Genomic DNA, 22,370 nt, shown 5'->3' on the forward strand with positions numbered 1-22,370 from the left:
GCGCCGACCAGCCGCCGGAACGGGACGCTGTCAGGGTGCGACGAGCATCGCGAGGAGCACCGCGGGGACCACCAGCAGCGCCGCCGCGCCGACGACCACGCCGCCGACCACGAAGACGGCGGCGGCCGCGGCACCGACCATGCCGACGAAGCCGGAGCGCCGCTTCACCGGCAGCGCCTCGTGCTCGAACCACTCGCCGTCCAGCGGATCGGGCGACTCCCGCTCGAAGCGCTCGGCCTCGTCGATCCGGTCGGGCAGCGCGGCCAGCATCATCGCGGCGTGCGAGGACTCGGCCGCGAGCTCGAGCGGGCGGACCAGCGCGCGCTCGGCGAACTCGAACGGGTCCTCGTCGGTGCGCACCAGCGCGCGCTCGAAGGCACGGCGCTCCTCGGGGGCGGCGCAGTTCTCGATCAGGTAGCCCCAGCGGCCCGCCTCGATCAGATCGCCGGAGCGGCGGTAGAGCTCGGAGAGCAGCACCCGGGGATCGAGCCAGGTGGGGTCGGCTTCGACGCAGCGCTCGAGGAGCGACACAGCGCCTCGGACGTCCCCCTCTGCGAAGCGCGTCTTCGCGCGATCGAGAGCCTCGACGGTGTCCATCCGACCAGTATGCCAATCGACAGCCCGGCTCTGCAGTCAGGGGGCGGGGATCGCGCGACCTGTTGGAGGGGCACTCTCCGTGAGAATCAGGCCCGGGGCGTCAGCACGGCGTCGACGACGACGACCGTCACGTTGTCCCGCCCGCCCGCCTCGATCGCCTCGCGCACGAGCGCTTCGGCGAGATCCGCGCCCTCGAGGGCACCGGCGTCGCGCCGGGCGAACAGGGCGGCGATCCGCCGGTCGGGCAGCTCCTTGGTCAGCCCGTCCGAGCAGAGCAGATAGCTCGCGCGGGGCACGATCGGCAGCGTCCAGACATCGGTCTCGACCTCGTCGTCGGCACCGAGCGCCCGCGTCACGATGTTGCGGTCGGGGTGCGACTCCGCGGCCTCGCGGGTCAGCAGCCCGGCCGAGACCAGCTCCTGCACGGCGGAGTGGTCGACGGTGACCTGCTGGATCCCGGCCCCGTCCCAGCGGTAGACGCGCGAGTCGCCGACGTTGAACAGCGCCCAGGAGGCGTGGCCGCCGTCCGCCGGCCGGACGAGCGTGAGCCCCGTCAGCGTCGTGCCGCAGAGGGCGCCGCCGACATCGAGGTCGCGGACGGCGGTGTTCGCGGCCTCGACCAGCGCGAAGACGTCCGCCGCCGGGCCGAGTCCGGCGGGGGCGTTCGCGCGCAGGCTGTCCACCGCGGTCGAACTGGCCAGATCGCCGCGGGCGTGCCCGCCCATGCCGTCGGCGACGGCCAGCAGCGGCGGATCGACGAGGAGCGAGTCCTCGTTCACCTTGCGGACCGCGCCGACGTCGGTGCAGCTGGACACCGTCAGCCCGAGGGTCCCCTGCGGCAGGTCGACGGTCGTCGTGGTCGTCGTCGGGCTCACGTGGTCGGCCTCACTTCACTGCTGCTCTTCCCGTGCGCTCACTTCTCGGGCGCACGGTCCTGGCCGTCGGCGTCGGCGACGACCTCCGGGTGACCGTCGTGCATCTCGATGTGGGAGTGCTCGCGGCGCATCTTGACGAGGCTCGCGACGGTGGCGACGGTCATGCTGACCACGATCACGGCCAGCGAGGTGATCGTATCGATGTCCCAGACCGGCAGCGGCTCGCCGCCGTTGAGGAACGGCAGGTCGTTCTCGTGCAGGGCGTGCAGCACGAGCTTCACGCCGATGAAGGCGAGGATGAAGGCGATGCCGTACTTGAGGTACTCGAGCTTGTCGATCAGACCGCCGAGCAGGAAGTAGAGCTGGCGCAGACCCATCAGGGCGAAGATGTTCGCGGTGAAGACGATGAACGGGCTCTCGGTGATGCCGAAGATCGCCGGGATCGAGTCGAGCGCGAACAGCAGATCGGTCGAGCCGATCGCCAGGAACACGATCAGCATCGGCGTGAAGTACTTCTTGCCGTCCTTTACCGTGCGGATCTTCGAGCCGTCGAACTCGTCCGAGATCTTCACGCGCTTGCGCAGCAGGCGGATGAGGAGGTTGTCGGTGCCCTCGTTCTCGTCCTCCTTGCCGAACGCCTGATTCCAGGCGGTGTAGACGAGGAAGGCGCCGAAGAGGTAGAAGATCCAGCTGAAGCTCTCGATCAGCTGCGCGCCCAGCAGGATGAACACCCCGCGGAAGATCAGCGCGATGATGATGCCCACCATCAGCACTTCCTGCTGGTACTTCGGCGGCACCGCGAAGCGGCCCATGATGATCACGAAGACGAACAGGTTGTCGATCGAGAGGCTGTACTCCGTCAGCCAGCCCGCGACGAACTGGCCGGCGACCTCTCCCCCGCCCAGCAGCAGCATCACCAGCGCGAAGACCAGCGCGAGCGCGACGTAGAAGCCGACCCAGAGGCCGGACTCCTTCAGGCTCGGGACGTGCGGGCGCTTGTAGACCAGCAGCAGGTCGGCCGCGAGGATCAGGCTCAGGACGATGAACGAGCCGGTCACGAACCAGACGGGCAGCTCTTGCATGGGACGACCTTCCGGGCGGTGCGGATTCCGATGGCCGCTCCCCGGGAGAGACCGTTAAACGAGAAGAACCCCCGGCCGTGACCGGGGGTTCTTCTCGTGTTGCCGTGGTGACCCCAGCGGGATTTGAACCCGCGTTACCGCCGTGAGAGGGCGACGTCCTAGGCCGCTAAACGATGGGGCCGCGTTTTTGCAACTCGAAGAGTGTTGCACACGGATCCGCGTCGGTGCAAATCGAGCGGGCCGCGGCCGGTCCCGCCCTCTCTCCCTTGCGAGCCGAGGGGCAGCACGCGAGGCTCGGAGCATGCGACTGACCAAGCTCGAGCACGCCACCGTCCTCGTCGAGGAGGCGGGCTCGCGGCTCGTCATCGACCCCGGCTCCTTCACCCGCCCCGTGGAGGGGACGGCCGAGACGGTCGCGGTCGTGATCACCCACGAGCACGCCGACCACTGGACGCCGGAGCAGCTGGAGCGGCTCCGCGCGGCGAACCCGGCCCTGCGCGTGCTCGGGCCGGCCGGAGTCGCCGCAGCGGCCGAGGGCTTCGACGTCGAGACGGTCGCCGAGGGCGACGTCGTCGAGGTCGGACCGTTCCGCCTGCGCTTCTTCGGCTCGCGGCACGCCGTGATCCACTCCTCCATCCCGGTGATCGACAACGTCGGCGTCCTGGTGAACGACCGGCTCTACTACGCCGGCGACTCGTTCACCGTGCCGACCGGCGTCGACGTCGAGGTGCTGGCCGCGCCCTCCGGTGCCCCGTGGATGAAGATCGCCGAATCGATCGACTACGTCCTCGCGCTCGCCCCGCGGCACGCCTTCGCGACGCACGAGCGGGTGCTCTCCGAGGCCGGGCAGAAGCTCGGCCACGACCGCCTGGGCTGGGCGACCCGCGAGGGCGGCGGCGAGTACCACGCGCTCGAGCCCGGCGACGTGCTCGAGGTCTAGCCGCCGCGCCTCGACCACCGCGGCCGGCGCCGGCCTCAGAGGACGCGGGCGTCGAGGATCTCGGCCTGATCGACGTCGGTGCCGTCGGGGACCACTCCGATCCGGACCAGGTCGCCGTCCTTCACGGTGCCGTCGGGAGTCACGATCGAGGCACCGTCGATGGTGGTCTTGGACGCGTAGTGCGAGACGTCGTTCTGCACATCGGCGTAGTACGCCCCGTTCACCCAGACGAGGACCCGCTCGCCGGAGTGCACCAGGGCACGACTCATCGTCACCGCGACCCGGTCGCCGGTCCGCTGGACACCGTTCACCCCGTTCAGTGTCTTCCGGAACAGCGGATCGGCTTCGACGAGGTCGGTACCCGACGCGAGTGCACCGACCTGGACGACGTCCCCGTCCTCGACCGGCGTGGTGGGGACGATCTTCGTGCCGCCCGGGACGCTGTACCGCCACACGGACCACCCTCTGTCGTCGTTCAGATCACCCGCGTAGCGGCCGTCGATCCAGACCACGACGCGCTTCCCGGAGTACACCGCCTCGCTCATCGTCACCTCCGCGAACCCGCGAACGACCGAGACGTCCGTGATGTCCGCAGTCGTCGTCGACTCCGCCCCCCGAGGGAACCGACCGTGCACCTCCAGCTCCCACAACTTCTCCACCACGGGCCGCACGTCGGCGTACGTCACACTCTGCTCGGATTCGTGCGCGGAGGTCCTGCCGGTGGTCACGCCCACGAGATTCCCGGCGACGATGAGAGCTCCGCCCGAGTCGCCCGGTTGCACGATCTGCTCGACGGCGCCCGTGGTCGCGGTGGTGACGATCGTGAAGACGCCCTCCTTCGACCGCCGGAACCCGGTGACCCAGACCTTCTCCGTCCGCTGCAGCGCGAGGAGGCCGTCCGCCATCCCGTACACGGCGCCGGCCGAACCGACGTGGTACCCGTGCGGATCCAGGGTGGGGTAGCGCGGCAGCTCGTGCGGTCGGGAGAGGCGGAGGAGCTTCAGGTCTGCGGGAGCGAGGGAGATCTCCTCCGCCACCGCGACCTCCTCCCTCACCTCGTCCGCCCCCGGAGTCGGGGTGTAGCGGTAGAACACCTGGTGCGAACTGCAGTGTCCCGCCGTGACCACCCAGTCCGCGGCGATCGCCGTCCCGGTGCAACTGCTGTTCTGCGAGCCGAACCATGTGCCGTACACCTCGACCACCCAGGGCTCGTTCGACCTCGTCCCCGACGTCAGTGCTGCCGCGGGCGCCGTCGTGAGCGCACCGATGCCCAGCACGGTCGCCAGAACGGCCAGCGCCGCCGCAGTCCTCCGCAGGAAGCGAATCCTCATCGCCGTCACCTCTTCTCCAGCGCGGGGGTCGCCCGGGGCCGGGATCCCTCTTCCGCTCGAGAACGATCGACGAAGCACCGAGGAGGCGTCGAAGATCTGGCGGCAACGCGTCTGGACGGCGGAATCAGGGCCGGTCGACGACGTGCTCGAGGTCGGCGCCGAACTCGAAGGTGCGGTCGACGACAGCGCCGGAGCGCAGGACAGCCGGCAGCCAGAAGCGCGCGTCGTCCCACATCCGCTCGAACGGCACCGCGTCGAGCGGGACGATGGCGGCGTCGAGCTCGCCGGACGCGACGACGTCGCCGGCCCAGCGGCGGCAGAGGAAGACGTGCGAGCGCTGGCTCCAGGCGGGGCGGTGCGGGAAGAGGTAGTCGAGCGAGCCGCGCGGCTCGAGGTCGCCGGGGTCCGCGCGCAGGCCGACCTCCTCCGCCAGCTCGCGGACGGCCGCCTCGGCAGGCGACTCCCCCGGCTCGAGCTTGCCGCCGGGCGCGACGACCCGGCCTTCGCCGAGACCGCGGAGCTTCCGCCCGAGCAGCACCTCGGTGCCGCCGGGCGACTCGCGCAGGACGTAGACGACGCAGACCTCGGGCAGAGCGGACTGCCGCGGCGCATCGCCCACTCCGCACCTCCGCTCCCCGGGTCCGAGGGGTCGGGACCGCCGTCGTAGGCTAGCCCGGTGACGACGACCGCGCTCGAGCGCTTCCAGGCCCTGCTGCGGGTCGACACGGTGTCGCACTCCGACGAGTCCGAGAACGACTGGAGCCGCTTCCGCGTGTTCCAGGAGCTGCTCGAGCAGTTCTACCCCGCGCTGCACGGCGCCCTCGAGCGCGAGACGGTGGCCGGCCACTCGCTCGTCTGGCGCTGGCGCGGCACGGAGGACGGCGATCCGTCGGTGCTGATGGCCCACTACGACGTGGTCAGCGTCACCCCCGACGACTGGTCGATCGCCCCCTTCTCCGCCGATACCGTCCTCCGGCCGGACGGCCGGACCGCGGTCGTGGGGCGCGGCGCGCTCGACGACAAGGGATCCCTGGTCGCGCTGCTCGAGGCCGTCGAGGCCGCCGTGCTGCGCGGCGAGCGCCCCCGCCGCGACGTCTACCTCGTCTCGACCCACAACGAGGAGACGGCCGGCGACGGCGCCCCCTCGATCGTCGCCCTGCTCGGCGCGCGCGGCGTCCGCCCCCGCTTCGTGCTGGACGAGGGCGGCAACGTCCGCCGCGGCATCGTGCCCGGAGTGACCACGCCGATCGCCGTGATCGGCGTCACCGAGCGCGGCATCATGAACCTCGAGCTGACCTGCCGCGACGCCGGCGGCCACGCCTCCGCTCCCCCGCCCCTGCCCGGCATGCTCGCGACGCAGCGCCTCGCCCGGGCCATCCACCGGCTCACCGAGAACCCGTTCCCCTCGACGCTCCCGGAGCCGATCGCCGAGCTGGTCCGCGCCGCCGCGCCGCACGCCGACGCCGCGCACGCCGTCTGGTACGCGAGACCGCACGAGCACCCCGACGCCGTGATCGGCGCCCTGGCCGCGCACTCCAACCGCTCGGCCGCCATGCTGCGGACCACCGTCGCGATCACGCAGCTGCGCGGCAGCACCGGGGCGAACGTGCTCGCCTCGACCGCGAGCGCCGTCGCGAACGTGCGGATCAACCCGGGCGGCACCGTCGCGGGCGTGGTCGAGCGCATCCGCGCCGTCATCGACGACCCCGAGGTCGAGATCGAGGTGCGGGTCGCCCACGAGCCCTCGCCCGTCTCCCCCACCGGCGAGCCCGGCGACGGCGAAGCGTACGACGTGCTCCGCGCCGTGGTGCAGGAGGTCTTCCCGGAGGCGATCGTCGCCCCCTACGTGCAGACCGGCGGCAGCGACGCCCGGCACTTCCACGCGATCAGCGACGGCGTGTACCGCTTCATCCCGTTCGAGATCAGCCCGCAGCAGCAGCTCGGCATCCACGGCGCCGACGAGTCGGTCGAGGTCGACCAGTTCGAGCGGGCGATCGCCTTCTACGCCCGGCTCCTGCACGAGCTCTGAGCGCTTCCCTCGCGGGGTCGATGAGTGCGGTGGACGCCGGGTGAGCGCGACCTGAGTGCGGCTGGTTCGTTCCGCGCCGAATCTGGGAAAACCGTTCGATGACGCGCCGGGCCTCGTTGGCCGTCCGTTCACCCCGCGATGATGGACTGAGCGTCGTGGGAGCAGTTCCTGGCCCGCGGATCAGCAGTACAGCACCAAGCGACATCCCGTGCCGATGCCGGCCCGTTCGAGCCGGCACCACCGATCGTGGAACCCGAGGATCATGACTGTCCGCCAGGCCGAGTACCCCCGGCCGAACCACTTCATCCTGCACCTCAGCGACACCCACTTCATCGCCGGAGACGGCGGGCTGTACGGCTCCGACGTCGACAGCGAGGCGCAGCTGCGCCGGCTGTTCGACGAGCTCGAGGCCTCGGGCGGGCGCCCGGAGGCGGTCGTCATCACCGGCGACCTGGCCGACAAGGGCGAGCCGGAGGCGTACGCGAAGCTGCGCGCCGTCGTCGAGCCCGCCGCCGCCCGCCTCGGTGCCGAGGTGATCTGGGTGATGGGCAACCACGACGACCGCGGGGCGTTCCGCTCCGGGCTGCTCGACCAGCTCCCGACGACGCAGCCCATCGACCGCGTGCACGACGTGAACGGGCTGCGGATCATCGCGCTCGACTCGACCGTCCCCGGCGCCCACTACGGCGAGATCTCGGACGCGCAGCTCGACTGGCTCGCGGAGGAGCTCTCCAGCCCCGCGCCGCACGGCACGATCCTGGCGCTGCACCACCCGCCGGTGCCGAGTGTGCTCGACCTCTCGGTGCTCGTGGAGCTGCGCGACCAGCCGGCCCTCGCCGAGGTGCTCGAGGGCTCCGACGTCCGCAGCATCATCGCTGGGCACCTGCACTACTCCTCGACAGCGACGTTCGCCGGCATCCCCGTCTCGGTCGCGTCGGCCACCTGCTACACCCAGGACCTCAACGTGCCCGTCGGCGGCACCCGCGCCCGCAACTCCGCGCAGGCGTTCAATCTCATCCACGTCTACGACGGCACCGTGCTGCACTCGGTGGTGCCGATCGGCGCCTCGACCGAGGTGTCCTACGTCTCGGCGAACGAGACCGAGCGGATCCTCGCCTCGCACGGCGTGGAGATCGCGCCGGCGACGGCCGCCCCGCTCGAGCAGGTGGAGAAGCTGTACCCGCCGGTCGCCGAGCCGGTGAGCGTCAGCGCTTAGCCGGCACCGCCTCCGGGGCCCGCCGGCGCTCCCTCCGGGGTCAGCGCTTCGAGCGGCCCCGGGCGCGGTCGAGCGCGAAGAGCCGGCCCGCGAAGGCGAGGGCCGCGCCGAGCGCGATCCCGACGCCGATGCCCGCGCCGATCCCGATGCCCGGGAAGACGAGCGAGCTGCCGATGCCGAGGAGGATGCCGAGGACGGCCCCGCCGAGCGTCCAGGCGGTGATCACTCGACCGTCTCCCACGGGGCGGGGATCGGGTAGTACTCCTCGAGGAAGTCGATCACGGCCCGGGTCCGCACCTCCGCCGAGATCTCGGGGAAGCTGCCGTCGTTGAGGCAGAAGAAGTCGACGCCGCGGTTCTTCAGCAGCTTCTTCATGTCCTTCAGGCCCTGGTGCATCGTCGTGTCGACGTACTTCACCGAGGCGTTCTCCTGCACGACCGCGCGCCCGGTCATCAGCGCGTAGTAGTGGTAGAGCGAGTTGGTGACGGAGACGTCGCTCGCCGAGCGGAAGCGGCTCGCGGCCGTCGCGGTGAACTCCGGCTCGAACTCGGCCTCGAGCTCGGCCATCACGGTCTTGCGCAGCGGCGTGGCGGCGTGCTCGAGGTGGCGGGTCGTCATCGCGCCGAAGCGCTCGCGGAGCAGCCGGCGGTTGACCCGGGCGGCGTTCTCGAAGCCGCTGCGGCTCGCGTTGGAGTCGCCCATGCCGATCCGGGTGGTCGCCTCGATGAACTTGGTGATCCCGCCGGGCGAGAAGAAGATCGACGGGTCGACGGGGCGGCCGAAGAACATGTCGTCGTTCGAGTAGAGGAAGTGCTCGGCCAGGCCCGGGATGCGGTGCAGCTGGCTCTCGACCGCGTGCGAGTTGTGCGTGGGCAGCACCGAGAGGTCGCGGAAGTGGTCCTCGCTGCGGACCAGCGTGACGTCGGGGTGCTCGTCGAGCCAGCGCGGGCGAGGCGAGTCGGTGACGATGTAGATGTGCCGGACCCACGGCGCGTACATGTAGACGCTGCGCAGGGCGTACTTGAGCTCGTCGATCTGACGGAAGCGCGCCGGGGCGTCGTCGCCCTCGCCCACGACGTAGCTCGCCATCCGGGCGGCGCGGGCGCGCTGGAACTCGAGATCGGTGCCGTCGACCCAGGAGAAGACGATGTCGACGTCGAAGCGGATGTCGCTGACGAGCGGCTCGAACATGCCCTCGAAGGTCGGCCAGGTGCGGCCGTAGGCCTCGACGTGCGCGTCGATCGCCTCGGCGACGGGGAGGCTGCTGCGCATCAGCGCGTTCTCGGCGGGAGTGGTGATCTCCTCCTCGCCCACCTTCCAGAACTCGAGGCGGACGCCGCTGCGGGCGCCGTAGCGGAGCGAGCCGCTCGAGGAGACGCGGGGGCGGAAGAGCGAGAAGACCGCGGCGCGCGGGTACGGGGCGATGGCCCCCTCCGCCAGGAGCAGCGGCGGGGTGCCGCGCTTGTCGAGGGTCTTCACGTAGAAGGGCTCGGTCGCGAAGGCGCGCGCGAGCAGGGTGGCGAGCTCTGCGCCGAGCGAGCGGTCGATCGCGAGGAACGGCGCGCCCTTGGTCCCGCGGATGAGGCGGTAGGGGAACTCGGCCTCGTCGAGCACCTCGCCGAGCGCGATCAGGTCCTCGGTCCAGGCCGCCTGCGGGGTCGTACTCGAGTTCACCAGCGAGAACAGACCGGCATGGACGACGACGTCGTCGCGGTCGAAATGGCGCGGGCGCAGGAGGGCAGACGGCAGAGGACGGACGGAAGGCATGATTCACATTATCCGCCGCCCGTTTCGTGCAGATGACCGAGCCGTTCACCTTGACAGGGAGTGCAGCCTCTCCAGTGCCGCGTCCCCGGCCGCCGCGGCCTCCTCCGCGCGTCGTTCCTCGTGCGCCGAGGCGGCACCGAGGGCGAACGCCGGCTCGTCCCGGCGGGCCGCCACGAGCGCGTGCGCGCGCAGCGCCTCGCGGGCGGCGAGGGCGTCGCGCTCCTCGCCGAGCGCCTCGGCGACCGCCTTCGCGGCCTTCGCGAGCGAGTGCTGCCTCGAGCCGACCGCCTCCGGGACGACGGCGCTCCAGGCGTCGACGACGTAGCGCAGGCGCTTCGCGGCCTTGCGCAGCTCGTGCCGGGCCTCGAGGTCGTCCTCGCCCGTCCGGGCGGCGTCGAGCCGGGCGACCTCCTTCGCGAGGGAGCGGCGGACGAGCTTCTTCGCGCTCGAGCCCGCCTTCGCGGTCCGCGGCGGGTCGTCCAGCAGAGCGTCCAGGGCGTCGAGGAGGGCGAGGTAGCGGGCGCCGCGCAGGGCCTTGGCGACCCGCTGCAGGGCGATCGCGTGCCGGCGCTCGATCGCCTCGAAGAGGGAGGTGCCGCCGACGGCCTTCGCGTGCAGGCCCTCGCCCGCCTTCTCGATCGCGGTGCGGAGGCGCTCGGCCAGGACCTCCTCGTCGCGGGCGGCGCCGAGGACGCCGGCCAGCCAGCGCAGCTCCTCGCGGAGCGGATCGAGGGCCGTGCGGTCGAGCACCGAGCGCGAGGCGGCGAGCACGCTGCGCAGGCGCCGGGTGTGCACGCGCATCCGGTGCAGGGCGTCGTCGGCCTCGAGGCGGACGCGCGGATCGACGGCGCGCAGGCCCGTGAGGAGCTCGCCGATCGCGGCGAGCGCCGCCTCCCCGCCGTCGGCCGGGGCCGAGTGCTCGTCCTCGATCGGCCCCCCGGTGGCCCGGGCCAGCTTCGAGGCGCTCTGGGCGGGGCGGGCGCCGGCCACGAGCAACCGCTCCTCGATCGCGTCGAGGACGGCCTCGCCCTCGGCGCCGTGGACGTCGAGGAGCTCGACCTCCCACTCCCGCCAGCGGCGCTCGACGCCCGAGCGCAGGTCGTTCGCGATGACGAGGTCGTCGGCGATCTCGGCGAGGCGGCGGCCGGCGGAGTCGGCGACACGGGTGATCGCGCGGACGGTCTCGAGGGTGGCGAGCGGCTCGAGCCGTGCGCGGCCGACGTGGCCGAGCACCGGCTCGCGGACGCCGGGCGGGACGGTGCGGGTCGCGGTCAGCGGGGCGTGGATCTCGGTCCGACCGGCGGAGCCCGGCAGCTTCACGTGCCAGCCCTCGTCGCCGCCGCCCTCGCGGCGCCGGAGCGTGATCCGGGCCCGGGAGAGCGCGCGGCCCGCGGTGTCGAAGTACTCGGCCGAGAGGCGGACGGGCTCCTCGACGACGGCCGTCGCGACGGTCCCGGCGCCGAGGAGCCCGGGGAGGGCGGTGTCGGCCTCGACGTCGTACTTGCGCTCCACCTCGGTCTGCACGCGCCGCTGCGCGCCCGCCGGCGTCCGGTCCGCCGTCGTCCTGTCCGCACTGTCAGCCATGGTCCATTGTGCGCACGCGCGAGGCTCCCGCGGCGGCAGCCGGGCGGCGGGGCGCGCTGGATCTAGGCTGGAGCGATGACCGCGCCCGTCCCTCCCGTCGCCCGCCGTGTCCCGCTCGAACGCCGTCACCACGGCGATCTGGTGGTCGATCAGTACGAGTGGCTGCGGCAGAAGGAGGACCCCGAGGTCCTCGCGCACCTCGAGGCCGAGAACGCCTACACCGACGCCCTGCTCGCCCCGCTCGCTCCGCTGCGCGAGCGCCTCTTCGACGAGATCCGCTCGCGGACCAAGGAGACCGACCTCTCGGTGCCGGTCCGGGAGGGCGGCTGGTGGTACTTCTCCCGCTCCTACGAGGGCCGCCAGTACGGCGTGCACTGCCGCGCCCCGATCGCCGGCCCGGACGACTGGACGCCGCCGTCGATCGCCGAGGGCGGACCGCTCGAGGGCGAGCAGGTCGTCCTCGACGGCAACATCGAGGCCGAGGGCCACGACTTCTTCTCGCTCGGCAGCTTCGACGTGTCCAGCGACGGCCGCTACCTGCTCTTCGGCACCGACGTCGAGGGCGACGAGCGCTACACGCTCCGCATCCGCGACCTCGGCACCGGCGAGGACCTCCCCGACGTGATCGAGGGCACCGGCGGCGGTGCGACCTTCGGCGCCGACGCCCGCTTCGTCTTCTATCCGACCGTCGACGAGTCCTGGCGGCCCGACACGATCTGGCGGCACGCCGTCGGCACCGCGGCCACCAGCGACGAGGTCGTCTTCTCCGAGCCGGACGAGCGCTACTGGATCGGCGTCGGCCTCACCCGCAGCCGCCGGTTCCTCGTGATCGAGATCGGCAGCAAGATCACCAGCGAGTGCCTGCTGCTCGACGCCGCCGATCCGACCGGGGAGTTCCGCTCGGTCTGGCCGCGCCGCGAGGGCGTGGAGTACGAGGTCGACCACGCGGTGCTCGACGGGCGCGACCGCCTCCTGATCGTGCACAACGACGGCGCGCTCGACTTCGAGATCGTCGAGGAGCCGGCCGATCTCTCCCGCGGCGCCGAGGAGCGCGCGGCCGAGCGCCGCGTCCTCGTCGCGCACTCTCCCGGCCGGCGGATCGAGGGCGTCGACGCCTTCGCGCGCCACGTCGTCGTCTCCTACCGCGAGGCGGGGGCGACCCGGCTCGGTCTGCTCGTCGAGGCCGACGGCGCCGCCCGGCTGGAGGAGATCGCCTTCGACGAGCCGCTCTACGACGCCGGGCTGGCCGGCAACCCGGAGTGGCAGCAGCCCGCGCTGCGCCTCGCCTACACCTCGTTCGTGACCCCGTCCACGGTGCTCACCCTCGACGTCGCGACCGGCGAGCGGACCGTGCTCAAGCAGCAGCCGGTCCTCGGCGACTACGACCCCGAGCGCTACGTGCAGCGCCGCGAGTGGGCGACGGCCGCGGACGGCACGCGCATTCCGCTCTCGCTGGTCTGGCGGCGCGACGCGGCGGCACCCGACGAGGCGCCGGCGCCGCTCCTGCTCTACGGCTACGGCTCCTACGAGGCGAGCATCGACCCGGGCTTCTCGATCGCACGCCTCTCGCTGCTGGATCGCGGCGTGGTCTTCGCCATCGCGCACGTCCGCGGCGGCGGGGAGATGGGCCGCTCCTGGTACGAGGAAGGGAAGACCCTCGCCAAGCGCACCACCTTCACCGACTTCGTCGACGCCGCGCGGCACCTCGTCGCGGCGGGCTTCACCACTCCGGAGCGGCTGGTCGCCCAGGGCGGCTCGGCCGGCGGACTGCTGATGGGCGCGGTGGCGAACCTCGCCCCCGAGGCCTTCGCGGGGATCCTGGCGCAGGTGCCGTTCGTGGACGCGCTGACCTCCATCCTCGACCCGTCGCTGCCGCTGACGGTGATCGAGTGGGACGAGTGGGGCGACCCGCTGCACGATCCCGACGTCTACGCCTACATGAAGACCTACTCGCCCTACGAGAACGTGCGCGAGGGTGTCGCCTACCCGCGGATCCTCGCGACGACGAGTCTCAACGACACCCGGGTGCTCTACGTGGAGCCGGCGAAGTGGGTGGCGCGGCTGCGCGAGGTCGGGGCTCCGGCGCTGCTGAAGATCGAGATGACGGCCGGGCACGGCGGGGTCAGCGGGCGCTACGAGCGCTGGCGCGAGGTCGCGTTCGAGTACGCCTGGATCCTCGACGTGCTCGGGCTCGCGGAGGAGAGCGCGCAGGCGTGAGCCGCCGTCTCCGGATCGGGTGGACGCGCCGCAAGCCCCACCGGCGCGTCGATCGCGCCGCGTAAGGTTCGGGGTGCCGAGCGAGGGGAAGTGCAGGACATGAGCGCAGGACTGTCGATCGACCGGGCCGCGGCCTGGGTCGCGGATCAGCGGTGGTACGCGAGCAAGGGGCGGCGCCCCGAGCTGGAGATCCGCGGCGAGTGGCGGCTGGCGGGCGCCGACGGCGACGTCGTCGTGCACCTCGTCATCGACCGAGCGGGCTCGAGCCCGGTGCTCTACCAGGTGCCGGTGACGGTGCGCTCGGCGCCCGTCGCGGGCCTCGAGGACGCGCTGATCGAGAGCGACGGCGAGCGCTTCGTCTACGACGGACCGCGCGACCCGCTGTTCGCGCGGGCGCTCTTCGAGCTGATCGCCGACGGCGGCTCCTCCGACGCGGAGGGCGCCCTGGGCGGCGCCCGCGCCGAGGGCCACCGCCAGCCCGGCGCCGAGATCGGCGCGTTCGCGTCGTCGCGGATCCTCAGCGGCGAGCAGTCGAACACCTCGATCATCGTGCAGACGACCGCGGCGGACGGCTCGGCCGGGACCCCGGTGATCGTCAAGGTCTTCCGCGCGCTGCACCACGGCGAGAACCCGGACGTGACGGTGCAGTCGGCGCTGAACGCCGCGGGCAGCCTGCTGGTCCCGCCCGTGATCGGCAACGTCACCGGGGAGTGGGACGACCGCGGCGAGCCCTCGGGCCGCGCCTTCGGGCACCTCGCCTTCGCGCAGGAGTTCCTCCCCGGCGTCGAGGACGCCTGGCGCGTCGCGCTCGAGGCCGTCGCCGGCGACAGCGACTTCACCGGGCCGGCCCGCGCGCTGGGTCTCGCGACCGCGCAGGTGCACGCCACCCTCGCGCAGGTGATGCCGACCGAGGACGCGACCCCGGAGGTCGTGCAGCGGATGGTCGCGACGATGCGCCGGCGGCTGCGGATCGCCTCCTCCGAGGTGCCGGTCGTCGCCGAGGGCGCCGAGGCGATCGACGCGGTGTTCCAGGCGGCCGAGCAGGCTCCGTGGCCGCGGCTGCAGCGGATCCACGGCGACTACCACCTCGGTCAGGTGCTGGCCGTGCCCGACCGCGGCTGGGTGCTCCTCGACTTCGAGGGCGAGCCGCTGCGCCCGATGCACGAGCGGCTGCTGCCGGACATCGCGCTGCGCGACGTGGCCGGGATGCTCCGCTCCTTCGACTACGCCGCCGGCGCGCACGAGCAGGCCTTCCCGGGCAGCTCCCGCGCCGCGTGGGCGCTGGCGAGCCGCGCCGCGTTCCTCGAGGGCTACTCCGAGGAGGCGGGCGACGCGGTCACTGCGCACCGCGCCGTGCTCGACGCCTTCGAGCTCGACAAGGCGATCTACGAGGCCATCTACGAGGCGCGCAACCGCCCGGAGTGGCTGTCGATCCCGGTGACCGCCGTGCAGCGGCTCGTCGGACGCTCGTAGGGTGCAGGTATGACCGGACACGACGAGACGACCGACGCCCCCGACTCCGATGCGCGCGACGACGCACCGCTCGACCCGCTGAGCGAATTCAGCATCCCCGGCGACACCGACCTGCACGTGGACGGCGACGCCTCGGGCGCCGACGGCCGGAAGGTCGCGGAGCCGTCCGAAGACGACTGAGCGGCCGCCTCTCCCTGCTGGTCGAGTAGCCCCGTAGGGCCGTGCTCAGCGCAGCGGGGCGAGCGGGGTGACCGCCGGCCCCTCGAGCACCGAGCCGTCGGCCGCGAAGCGGGAGCCGTGCAGCGGGCAGTCCCAGCTGCGCTCCGCTCCGTTCCAGGTGACGACGCCGCCGAGGTGCGGGCAGACGGCCGAGACGGCGCAGCGGCGGCCGTCGACGGTCGAGACCGCGACCGGCTGGAGGCCGTCGCGGGCGAGCGAGCCCTGGCCCTCCTCCGGCACCACGTTCTCCGACCGCGGTGCGCGCAGCACCGAGCCGTAGCCGCGGGCGTACCAGGCGCCGACCGCGGCGAGCGCACCGGCGCCCTCCGCCATCACCCGGGGCAGGGTGGGCCGCCGGTGCAGGACCTTCGCCCACGGCGGGGTCTCGCCCCGGGAGTCGCCGACGAGCGTGAGCGCCGCCTGCACCGCGTTGGTCATCCCCCACTTGTCGTAGCCGGAGGCGAAGAAGATCCGCCCGCGGCCGCGCGGCAGCCAGCCGACGAAGGGGACGCGGTGGAACGCCTCGTAGTCCTGGGCGCTCCACTGCGCGACCGGCTCGGCAGCGGGGAAGGAGCGGCGGGTCCACGCGACGAGGTCGTCGAGGCTCTCCTGCGTGCGCGGGCGTCGGCCGACCGGGTGACCGTTCCCGCCGACCAGGAGCAGCCGCTCGCCGTCGCGCTCCACGTCGCGGATCGAGCGCGAGGGCTCGTCGACCGAGAGGAACATGCCCTCCGGCACCGCGTCGACGCCGCGGAAGGCGACGGTGTAGGAGCGGAGCGCGACCTGCTTCGCGAAGTACAGACCGCGGTCCAGGATCGGCGTCCCGGTGAGCAGGTAGGCCCGCTCGCCGGTCACCTCGCCGGCGCTGGTGCGGACGCGCACCGGGGCGCTCGCGCGCATCCCGAGCGCCCGCACGCCCTGCACGAGCACGCCGCCCGCCGCGCGGAAGTCGGCGGCGAGCGCCGCCAGCACCGCCATCGGATCGAACTCGGCCTGGTCGTCGAGCGCGACGGCGGCGGTGCTCGGGAACGGGACGTCGAGCTCGCCGACGAGGCGGGTCCCGAGGCCGAAGCGGCGGGCGGTCTCGTGCTCCCGCAGCACCGCGGGGACGCCGTCGGGGGTCTGCGCGTAGCTGTAGGCGGTCCGGCGCTGCACCGGCACCCCGGCCTCGCGCAGGTAGTCGACGAGCCAGCCGAACCCGGCGAGGTTCGCGGCGACGTAGGCCCGGGTGACGGCCGGGGTGTTGCGGGCGGCGATCCTCGACAGGTGCGCGCCCTGGAGCAGGCTCAGCTTGGCGGTGCTGGCACCGGTGGTCACCGCGCCGACCGTGCGCGCCTCGAGGACGAGCACGCGGCGGCCGCTGCGCTGGAGCAGGAGCGCCGTGACGAGGCCGGAGAGGCCGGCGCCGACGACAACGTCGTCGTAGTGCGCTCCGGGGACGAAGGAGTCGCCCGGGATCGGCGCGGCACCGGCCCGCCAGAGCGATTCGCGCGAGTGCGCGTCGGTTCGGATCATCGGGGCCTCCTGCAGATCGGCCGCGACCGCGGCTCGACCCCGACGCTACGCGCGGCGGCGGCGGCCGTCAGCCCGTTGACAGCCCGGCGCCCTCGGGCGAGGGCTCAGAGCCAGCCCCAGCGCTTGAACAGCCGGTGCAGGACGACGCTGGAGGCGACCATCAGCCCGAGCGCCGCCGGGTAGCCCCAGGCCAGGTGCAGCTCGGGCATCGCGTCGAAGTTCATGCCGTAGACGCTGGAGATCATGGTCGGTGCGAAGAAGATGGCGGCCCAGGCGGAGATCCGCTTGACCTCGTCGTTCTGCTGGTTGCCCGCCTCCGCGAGCTTCTTCATGTCCTCGTTCTGGCGCTGGGCGACGAGCGTCGCGTTCACCGCGAGGATCTCGCGCAGCGTGGTGCGGAAGCCCTCGATCCGCTCGTCGACGACGGCGACGTGGTCGGCGACGTCGCGGAGGTAGCGCCGCAGCTCGACGTCCTCGCGGAAGACCTCGAAGTCGGTCACCAGGCGGCCGAGCATGCCGGTCAGCGGGCGGGTCGCGCGCTGGAAGTCGAGCACCTCCTGGGACAGCTCGTAGATGCGCCGCGACACGGCCGGGTCGCCCTCGAAGACCTGGGCCTCGATCTCGTCGATGTCGTTCTCGAGACCCGCGACCACCGGCGAGTACTGGTCGACGACCGCGTCCAGGATCGCGTAGAGCACGGCGACCGGGCCCTTGCGCAGCAGCTCGGGGTCGGCCTCCATCCGGCGCCGGACCAGGGAGAGGTCGGGCTTCTCGGAGTGGCGCACGGTGACGACGAAGTTCGGGCCGACGAAGAGGTGCAGCTCGCCGAAGTCGACCTCCTCGCGCTGGTCCGCGTAGCTCGCGGCGCGCAGCACCACGAACATGTCGGAGCCGTAGCGCTCGAGCTTGGGGCGCTGATGCGCGCTGATCGCGTCCTCGATCGCGAGGGGGTGCATCGAGAACTCGTCCTCGAGGGCGGCGAGCTCGGCCTCGGTGGGGCGGTAGAGGCCGATCCAGGCCATCGCGTCGGGCAGCTTCTGCAGCGCGGCGAGCGCCTCCGGGATGCTGTGCGGCGAGACGATCCGCCGCCCGTCCTGGTAGATCGCGTTGTCGACGGTGCTCCGGCGGGCGGGCTCCTCCTCGCGGCGGATCCGCTCGATCGGACCGGTGTCCTCGGCGGCCGCGCGGGTGCGCGAGCCGAGGCCGAGGAGGGTCGAGGGCACTCGGGGCAGCTTCATGCAACGCCTCCTCAGATCGGCCGACGACCCATTCTGCACCCGCGGGTGAACGGGAGGTGTCCGCCGGTGGCGGCGGCGCGGGCGTCCGGTGTCGGAGCCGCTCAGTAGCCTGGAGGGGCACGACAGGGAGCGATCCGACCGCCCCGCCCAGCCCCTCGCGAAAGGACGGTCGTGAAGCTCCTGCACACCTCCGACTGGCACATCGGCCGCACCTTCCACGGCCACTCGAGCGTCGCGGCGCTCGGCCTCGTGCTCGAGGCGCTGGTCGAGACGGTGCGCGCCGAGGGGGTCGACGTCGTGCTCGTCGCGGGCGACGTCTTCGACTCCGCGGTGCCGGCGGCCGAGCACTACACGCTGCTCACGCGGACGCTCGAGGCGATCCGCGCGGCCGGCGCCGAGGTCGTGCTGACCAGCGGCAACCACGACTCCCCCGCCCGGCTGGGCTTCCAGGCCGGGCTGCTGCGCGGATCCGGCGTGCACGTGCTGACCGATCCGGAGCGCTGCACCGAGCCGGTCGTGCTGCGCGACGAGCACGGGGAGGTCGGCGTCTACGGGATCCCGTTCCTCGAGCCGGCCCTCTACCGGCACCGGCACCCGGAGGAGTCGCTGCGCCGCCACGAGGACGTGCTCGCCTTCGCGATGCACCGCATCCGCGCCGACGCCGAGGCGGCCGGGCGGCGCTGGGTCGTGCTCGCGCACTGCTTCGCCGTCGGCGCCCCGGCCGCCACCGTCGAGCGCGACATCACCGCGGGCGGGCTCGACTACGTCTCGGTCGACCACTTCGCGGCGGCCGACTACGCCGCGCTCGGGCACATCCACGGGCGGGCGGAGCTGCTGCCGAGCGTCCGCTACTCCGGCGCTCCCCTGCACTACTCCTTCGGCGAGGCGGCCAAGCCGCGCGGCGGCTGGCTGGTCGAGCTCGGCGCCGACGGACTCGGCGAGGTGCGCTGGTCCGCGCTGCCCGTGCCGCGGCGGCTCAGCGTGATCGAGGGGACGCTGGCCGAGCTGCTGAGCGACCCGTCGCTCGCGGAGTACGAGCCGGACTGGGTCTCGGCGGTGCTCACCGACGAGGTGCGCCCGCTCGACGCGATGGCGCGGCTGCAGTCCCGCTTCCCCGGCTGCGCGACGCTCGAGCACCGGCCGCCGCACGCCGCGGTCGACGAGCGGCGCTACGCCGAGCGGATCCGCGGGCGCAGCGACGTCGAGGTGATCGACGACTTCCTCGCGCACGTCCGCGGTGGGCACGGCGCGAGCGAGACCGAGCGCGCGCTCGCACTGGACGCCCTCGCGGCCGTCGACGCCGAGGCGCTGCGGTGAGGATCCGCCGCCTCTCCTTCGCCGGCCTCGGTCCCTTCCGCGCCGAGCAGGAGATCGACTTCGACCGCCTGGAGGACGTGGGGATCTACCTCATCGCCGGGCGCACCGGCGCGGGCAAGTCGACGATCCTCGACGCGATCAGCTTCGCCCTCTACGGCTCGGTGCCGCGCTTCGACGGCACGGCCACGCGGCTCCGGAGCGACCACAGCGCGCCCGAGGACGAGACGTTCGCCGAGCTCGACTTCGAGGCGGCGGGGCGGCTCTACCGGGTCCGCCGCTCGCCGGAGTACGAGCGGCCGGCCAAGCGCGGCGGCGGCACCACGCGCCAGTCCGCGAAGGTCGCGCTGCTCGAACGGGTCGACGGCGAGTGGCGGGGGCTCTCCTCCAGTGCACGCGAGACGGGGACCGACATCGGCCGGATCGTCGGGCTGACCAAGGACCAGTTCCTGCAGGTGATCCTGCTGGCGCAGAACCGCTTCCACGAGTTCCTGCTGGCGAAGAACGACGACCGGCAGCGCCTGCTCCGCACGCTCTTCGCGACCGAGCGCTACGACCTGCTGCGCCGGCGCCTCGTCGAGCAACGCCACGAGAGCGGAGCCGCGCTCGAGGAGGAGCGCGCGGCCGTCACGGCGCTGGCCGACGAGGCCGTGCGCCTCGCGGGCGACGAGGAGCCCGCACCGGCGGTGCTCGACACGGACTGGTTCCGCTCCCTGGTGACCCGGCTCGACCCTCACCTCGCTCTCGCTCGGGACGAGGTGGCGGCGGCCGACGCCGCGAGCCGCGCGGCCGAGACCGCCCGGGACGAGGCGCGGCTGGTGAAGCGGGCGCAGGACCGCCGCCGGAGCGCACTGATCGAGGCCGAGGAGCTGGCGGTCGCCGAGTCGCTCGTCGTCCGGGAGCGCGAGCGGATCGAGCGGGCCCGGCGGGCCGAGGGCGTGCTGCCGCTGCTCAAGGGCGCGCGCTCGGCGGCCGAGAGGTCGGCCGCCGCCGACCGGAGCCGCGACAGCGCAGCCGAGGCCTTCACGGCCGCCCTCGACGAGCCCGCGGATCGGGCCGCCGCCGCCCAGGCCGCCGAGCGCCTCGCCGCGACGCTCGGCGCGCTGACCGAGGCCCTCGCCGACGAGCGCACGCTGCCGGAGGCGGTCCGCCTCGCCGAGCGGACCGTGACGGCGCGGGAGCGGTCCGCCGCCGCGCTGGCGGTCCTCGATCGCGAGCTCCGGGCGCTGCCCGCCCTGCTCGACGCTCTCTCCGCGGAGGAGGACGCCCTCGCTCCGGACGCGTCGGCGCTGCCGGCCCGCTCCGAGGAGCTGGCCTCGCTCGAGCGCCGGATCCGAGCCGCCGCCGAGCGCGCGAGTGCCGCGACCGCGCTCGATCGCCTCCGCACCGCCCACGCCGAGACGGCCCGGGCGCACGGCGTCCGCGCCGCCGAGCACGCCGAGCTGGTCGCCCGCCGCTTCGCGGGCTTCGCCGGCGAGCTGGCCGGAGCGCTCGTTCCCGGCGACCCCTGCCCCGTCTGCGGCTCCTGCGAGCACCCGCGCCCCGCCGAGCACGGCGAGCTTCCGCCCGTCGGCACCGCTGAGATCGAGAAGGCGCGCACCGCCGTCGATCGCGCCGCCGCCGCGATGGACGCCGCCCGCGCGGCCGAGAGCGCAGGAGCGCTCGCCCTGGCCGCCCTGGAGGAGCGGGCCGGCAGCACGAGCGCCGAGGAGCTCCGGGCCGCCCGCGTCGAGGCCGAGCACCGCCTCGCCGGTTCCCGGAGCGCCGCGACCCGGCTCGAGAAGCTGCGGCGCGAGCGGTCCACCCTCCGCGTCCGGAGCGAGGAGCTGGCGTCCGCCCTCGAGACCGCCCGCGTCGGGCACCAGCGCCTCAGCTCCGACGAGGCCCTCGCCGCCGAGGCGCTGCGCCTCCTGCGCGAGCGGATCGACGCCCACCGCGACGGCGCCGCGAGCATCGCCGAGCGCGTGGCCGCGATCACCGAGCGGCGCCGCCTGGCCGAGGCGCTCGTCGAGTCCGAGGACGCGGCGACCGCCCGCCGCGAGGCCGCCGAGGCCGCCGGGATCCAGCTCGCCGAGGTGGTCGGCGACCGCGGCTTCGCGAGCGCGGAGGACGCCGAGTCCGCCGCTCTGACCTCGGGCGAGCGCGCCCGCGCCGAGGCCGTGGTCGCCGAGCACGAGCGCCGCCGCAGCGCCGTCGAGTCGGTGCTGGCCGACCCCGAGCTGGCGGGACTGCCGACCGCACCCGTCGACCTGGCCGCGGCGGAGGAGGAGGTGCGCGCCGCCTCCGCCCGCCGCGACGACGCCCGGTCGCGGCACTCCGTGCTCGAGCACCGGTCCGCGCGGCTGGGCGAGCTGGCCGGCCGGGCCGAGGAGCGCCTGCGCACCCTCGACGAGCGCCTGCGCCGGCACGAGGAGCTGCGCGCCCTCGCGGAGACGATCGACGGCCGCGGGCAGAACACCCGCCGGATGGACCTCGAGGCGTTCGCCCTCGCCGGCCGGCTCGAGGAGATCGTCGCCGCCGCGAACCTCCGCCTGGGCGCGATGACGAGCGGCCGCTACGCCCTCGTGCACGACGACTCGCTCGCCTACCGCGGCGCCGCCTCCGGCCTCGGGATCGACGTGCTCGACGCGTTCACCGGCGCCCGCCGCCAGCCCGCGTCGCTCTCCGGCGGCGAGACGTTCCTCGCCTCGCTCGCCCTCGCCCTCGGCCTGGCCGATGTGGTGACGATGCAGTCCGGCGGCGTCTCGCTCGAGACGATGTTCATCGACGAGGGCTTCGGCTCGCTCGACGCCGAGACGCTCGAGACGGCGCTCGGCACCCTCGACGCGCTGCGCTCCGGGGGCCGCACCATCGGCCTGATCAGCCACGTCGACGCGATGCGCGAGCGACTGCCGACCGGCCTGCGGGTCGTCGTCAGCGACCGCGGCGACAGCACGATCGCGACGACCTGAGGCCGACGACCCGCTAGGGTCG

General features: G+C 73.4%; 18 protein-coding genes and 1 tRNA gene. 8 read left to right on the forward strand and 11 right to left on the reverse strand.

Annotated elements, in window-relative coordinates:
- Positions 1 to 30: 30 nt before the first annotated feature.
- The 4 genes from GSU72_RS12280 to GSU72_RS12295 form a co-directional block, all read right to left on the reverse strand.
- Complete coding sequence (locus GSU72_RS12280; RefSeq protein WP_159985302.1) at positions 31 to 597, reverse strand: DUF6584 family protein; 567 nt, start codon at positions 595 to 597, stop codon at positions 31 to 33.
- 86 nt (positions 598 to 683) lie between these two features.
- Positions 684 to 1,472, reverse strand: a complete 789-nt coding sequence (locus tag GSU72_RS12285; protein WP_244255790.1) for a protein phosphatase 2C domain-containing protein — start codon at positions 1,470 to 1,472, stop codon at positions 684 to 686.
- Between the two features lie 38 nt (positions 1,473 to 1,510).
- Positions 1,511 to 2,554 carry a TerC family protein gene (locus GSU72_RS12290; RefSeq protein WP_159985304.1) on the reverse strand — a complete coding sequence of 348 codons (1,044 nt, stop codon included), beginning with the start codon at positions 2,552 to 2,554 and terminating at the stop codon, positions 1,511 to 1,513.
- Between the two features lie 105 nt (positions 2,555 to 2,659).
- Positions 2,660 to 2,735: transfer RNA gene (locus GSU72_RS12295), tRNA-Glu, on the reverse strand.
- Positions 2,736 to 2,855: 120 nt separating this feature from the next.
- On the opposite strand from GSU72_RS12295, the gene GSU72_RS12300 reads away from it, so the two are divergent.
- Entirely contained in the window at positions 2,856 to 3,494 is a 639-nt protein-coding gene (locus GSU72_RS12300) for an MBL fold metallo-hydrolase (RefSeq protein ID WP_159985306.1), read from the forward strand.
- Positions 3,495 to 3,529: 35 nt separating this feature from the next.
- Here the strand turns inward: GSU72_RS12300 and GSU72_RS12305 are convergent, their stop codons facing one another.
- Both GSU72_RS12305 and GSU72_RS12310 read right to left on the reverse strand, forming a co-directional pair.
- The gene (locus tag GSU72_RS12305) at positions 3,530 to 4,903 is read right to left on the reverse strand and encodes a trypsin-like serine protease (protein ID WP_159985308.1); all 1,374 of its coding nucleotides are present in this window, start codon (positions 4,901 to 4,903) and stop codon (positions 3,530 to 3,532) included.
- Positions 4,904 to 4,949: 46 nt separating this feature from the next.
- Positions 4,950 to 5,444: an NUDIX domain-containing protein gene (locus tag GSU72_RS12310; RefSeq protein WP_159985309.1), complete on the reverse strand. Its 495-nt coding sequence runs from the start codon at positions 5,442 to 5,444 to the stop codon at positions 4,950 to 4,952.
- 57 nt (positions 5,445 to 5,501) lie between these two features.
- Here GSU72_RS12310 and GSU72_RS12315 point away from each other — a divergent pair, with 57 nt between their 5' ends.
- On the forward strand, positions 5,502 to 6,854 hold the full coding sequence (locus GSU72_RS12315) for a M20/M25/M40 family metallo-hydrolase (protein WP_159985311.1): 1,353 nt from the start codon (positions 5,502 to 5,504) through the stop codon (positions 6,852 to 6,854).
- A 262-nt stretch (positions 6,855 to 7,116) separates the two neighbouring features.
- Positions 7,117 to 8,070 carry a phosphodiesterase gene (locus GSU72_RS12320; protein WP_159985312.1) on the forward strand — a complete coding sequence of 318 codons (954 nt, stop codon included), beginning with the start codon at positions 7,117 to 7,119 and terminating at the stop codon, positions 8,068 to 8,070.
- 40 nt (positions 8,071 to 8,110) lie between these two features.
- Here the strand turns inward: GSU72_RS12320 and GSU72_RS12325 are convergent, their stop codons facing one another.
- Genes GSU72_RS12325 through GSU72_RS12335 form a run of 3 tightly spaced genes read right to left on the reverse strand, consistent with a single transcriptional unit; the run spans position 8,111 to position 11,421 of the window.
- Positions 8,111 to 8,296, reverse strand: a complete 186-nt coding sequence (locus GSU72_RS12325; protein WP_159985314.1) for a hypothetical protein — start codon at positions 8,294 to 8,296, stop codon at positions 8,111 to 8,113.
- Positions 8,293 to 9,837, reverse strand: a complete 1,545-nt coding sequence (locus GSU72_RS12330) for a stealth family protein (protein ID WP_159985316.1) — start codon at positions 9,835 to 9,837, stop codon at positions 8,293 to 8,295. The genes GSU72_RS12325 and GSU72_RS12330 overlap by 4 nt, the downstream gene beginning before the upstream one ends.
- 45 nt (positions 9,838 to 9,882) lie before the next feature.
- Positions 9,883 to 11,421, reverse strand: coding sequence for a CYTH and CHAD domain-containing protein (locus GSU72_RS12335; protein ID WP_159985318.1), 1,539 nt, complete (start codon positions 11,419 to 11,421; stop codon positions 9,883 to 9,885).
- A gap of 75 nt (positions 11,422 to 11,496) precedes the next feature.
- On the opposite strand from GSU72_RS12335, the gene GSU72_RS12340 reads away from it, so the two are divergent.
- The 3 genes from GSU72_RS12340 to GSU72_RS12350 all read left to right on the forward strand — a co-directional run bounded on the left by GSU72_RS12340 (position 11,497) and on the right by GSU72_RS12350 (position 15,291).
- Positions 11,497 to 13,638 (forward strand): S9 family peptidase, encoded by a 2,142-nt coding sequence (locus GSU72_RS12340; RefSeq protein ID WP_159985320.1) that lies wholly within the window; start codon positions 11,497 to 11,499, stop codon positions 13,636 to 13,638.
- A 99-nt stretch (positions 13,639 to 13,737) separates the two neighbouring features.
- Entirely contained in the window at positions 13,738 to 15,111 is a 1,374-nt protein-coding gene (locus GSU72_RS12345) for a phosphotransferase (protein WP_159985322.1), read from the forward strand.
- Positions 15,112 to 15,120: 9 nt separating this feature from the next.
- Positions 15,121 to 15,291, forward strand: a complete 171-nt coding sequence (locus GSU72_RS12350) for a hypothetical protein (RefSeq protein WP_159985324.1) — start codon at positions 15,121 to 15,123, stop codon at positions 15,289 to 15,291.
- A 45-nt stretch (positions 15,292 to 15,336) separates the two neighbouring features.
- On the opposite strand, the gene GSU72_RS12355 is transcribed toward GSU72_RS12350, so the two are convergent.
- On the reverse strand, positions 15,337 to 16,845 hold the full coding sequence (locus GSU72_RS12355; protein WP_159985325.1) for an FAD-dependent oxidoreductase: 1,509 nt from the start codon (positions 16,843 to 16,845) through the stop codon (positions 15,337 to 15,339).
- A gap of 104 nt (positions 16,846 to 16,949) precedes the next feature.
- Positions 16,950 to 18,083 carry a magnesium and cobalt transport protein CorA gene (locus GSU72_RS12360; protein ID WP_159985327.1) on the reverse strand — a complete coding sequence of 378 codons (1,134 nt, stop codon included), beginning with the start codon at positions 18,081 to 18,083 and terminating at the stop codon, positions 16,950 to 16,952.
- A 171-nt stretch (positions 18,084 to 18,254) separates the two neighbouring features.
- Here GSU72_RS12360 and GSU72_RS12365 point away from each other — a divergent pair, with 171 nt between their 5' ends.
- Together GSU72_RS12365 and GSU72_RS12370 are read left to right on the forward strand one after the other, a co-directional pair.
- Positions 18,255 to 19,400, forward strand: coding sequence for an exonuclease SbcCD subunit D (locus GSU72_RS12365; protein WP_159985329.1), 1,146 nt, complete (start codon positions 18,255 to 18,257; stop codon positions 19,398 to 19,400).
- Positions 19,397 to 22,348: an SMC family ATPase gene (locus GSU72_RS12370; RefSeq protein ID WP_159985331.1), complete on the forward strand. Its 2,952-nt coding sequence runs from the start codon at positions 19,397 to 19,399 to the stop codon at positions 22,346 to 22,348. Before GSU72_RS12365 ends, GSU72_RS12370 begins: the two co-directional genes overlap by 4 nt.
- Positions 22,349 to 22,370 lie beyond the last annotated feature (22 nt).

The sequence above is a fragment of the Rathayibacter sp. VKM Ac-2760 genome (assembly GCF_009834185.1).
In the GTDB taxonomy this organism is placed as follows: domain Bacteria; phylum Actinomycetota; class Actinomycetes; order Actinomycetales; family Microbacteriaceae; genus Rathayibacter.

Coding starts and splice junctions, on each gene's coding strand:
- GSU72_RS12330 (WP_159985316.1), bottom strand. CDS start 9,837: ATGCCTTCCGTCCGTCCTCTGCCGTCTGCCCTCCTGCGCCCGCGCCAT.
- GSU72_RS12350 (WP_159985324.1), top strand. CDS start 15,121: ATGACCGGACACGACGAGACGACCGACGCCCCCGACTCCGATGCGCGC.
- GSU72_RS12320 (WP_159985312.1), top strand. CDS start 7,117: ATGACTGTCCGCCAGGCCGAGTACCCCCGGCCGAACCACTTCATCCTG.
- GSU72_RS12340 (WP_159985320.1), top strand. CDS start 11,497: ATGACCGCGCCCGTCCCTCCCGTCGCCCGCCGTGTCCCGCTCGAACGC.
- GSU72_RS12355 (WP_159985325.1), bottom strand. CDS start 16,845: ATGATCCGAACCGACGCGCACTCGCGCGAATCGCTCTGGCGGGCCGGT.
- GSU72_RS12290 (WP_159985304.1), bottom strand. CDS start 2,554: ATGCAAGAGCTGCCCGTCTGGTTCGTGACCGGCTCGTTCATCGTCCTG.
- GSU72_RS12300 (WP_159985306.1), top strand. CDS start 2,856: ATGCGACTGACCAAGCTCGAGCACGCCACCGTCCTCGTCGAGGAGGCG.
- GSU72_RS12345 (WP_159985322.1), top strand. CDS start 13,738: ATGAGCGCAGGACTGTCGATCGACCGGGCCGCGGCCTGGGTCGCGGAT.
- GSU72_RS12335 (WP_159985318.1), bottom strand. CDS start 11,421: ATGGCTGACAGTGCGGACAGGACGACGGCGGACCGGACGCCGGCGGGC.
- GSU72_RS12280 (WP_159985302.1), bottom strand. CDS start 597: ATGGACACCGTCGAGGCTCTCGATCGCGCGAAGACGCGCTTCGCAGAG.
- GSU72_RS12360 (WP_159985327.1), bottom strand. CDS start 18,083: ATGAAGCTGCCCCGAGTGCCCTCGACCCTCCTCGGCCTCGGCTCGCGC.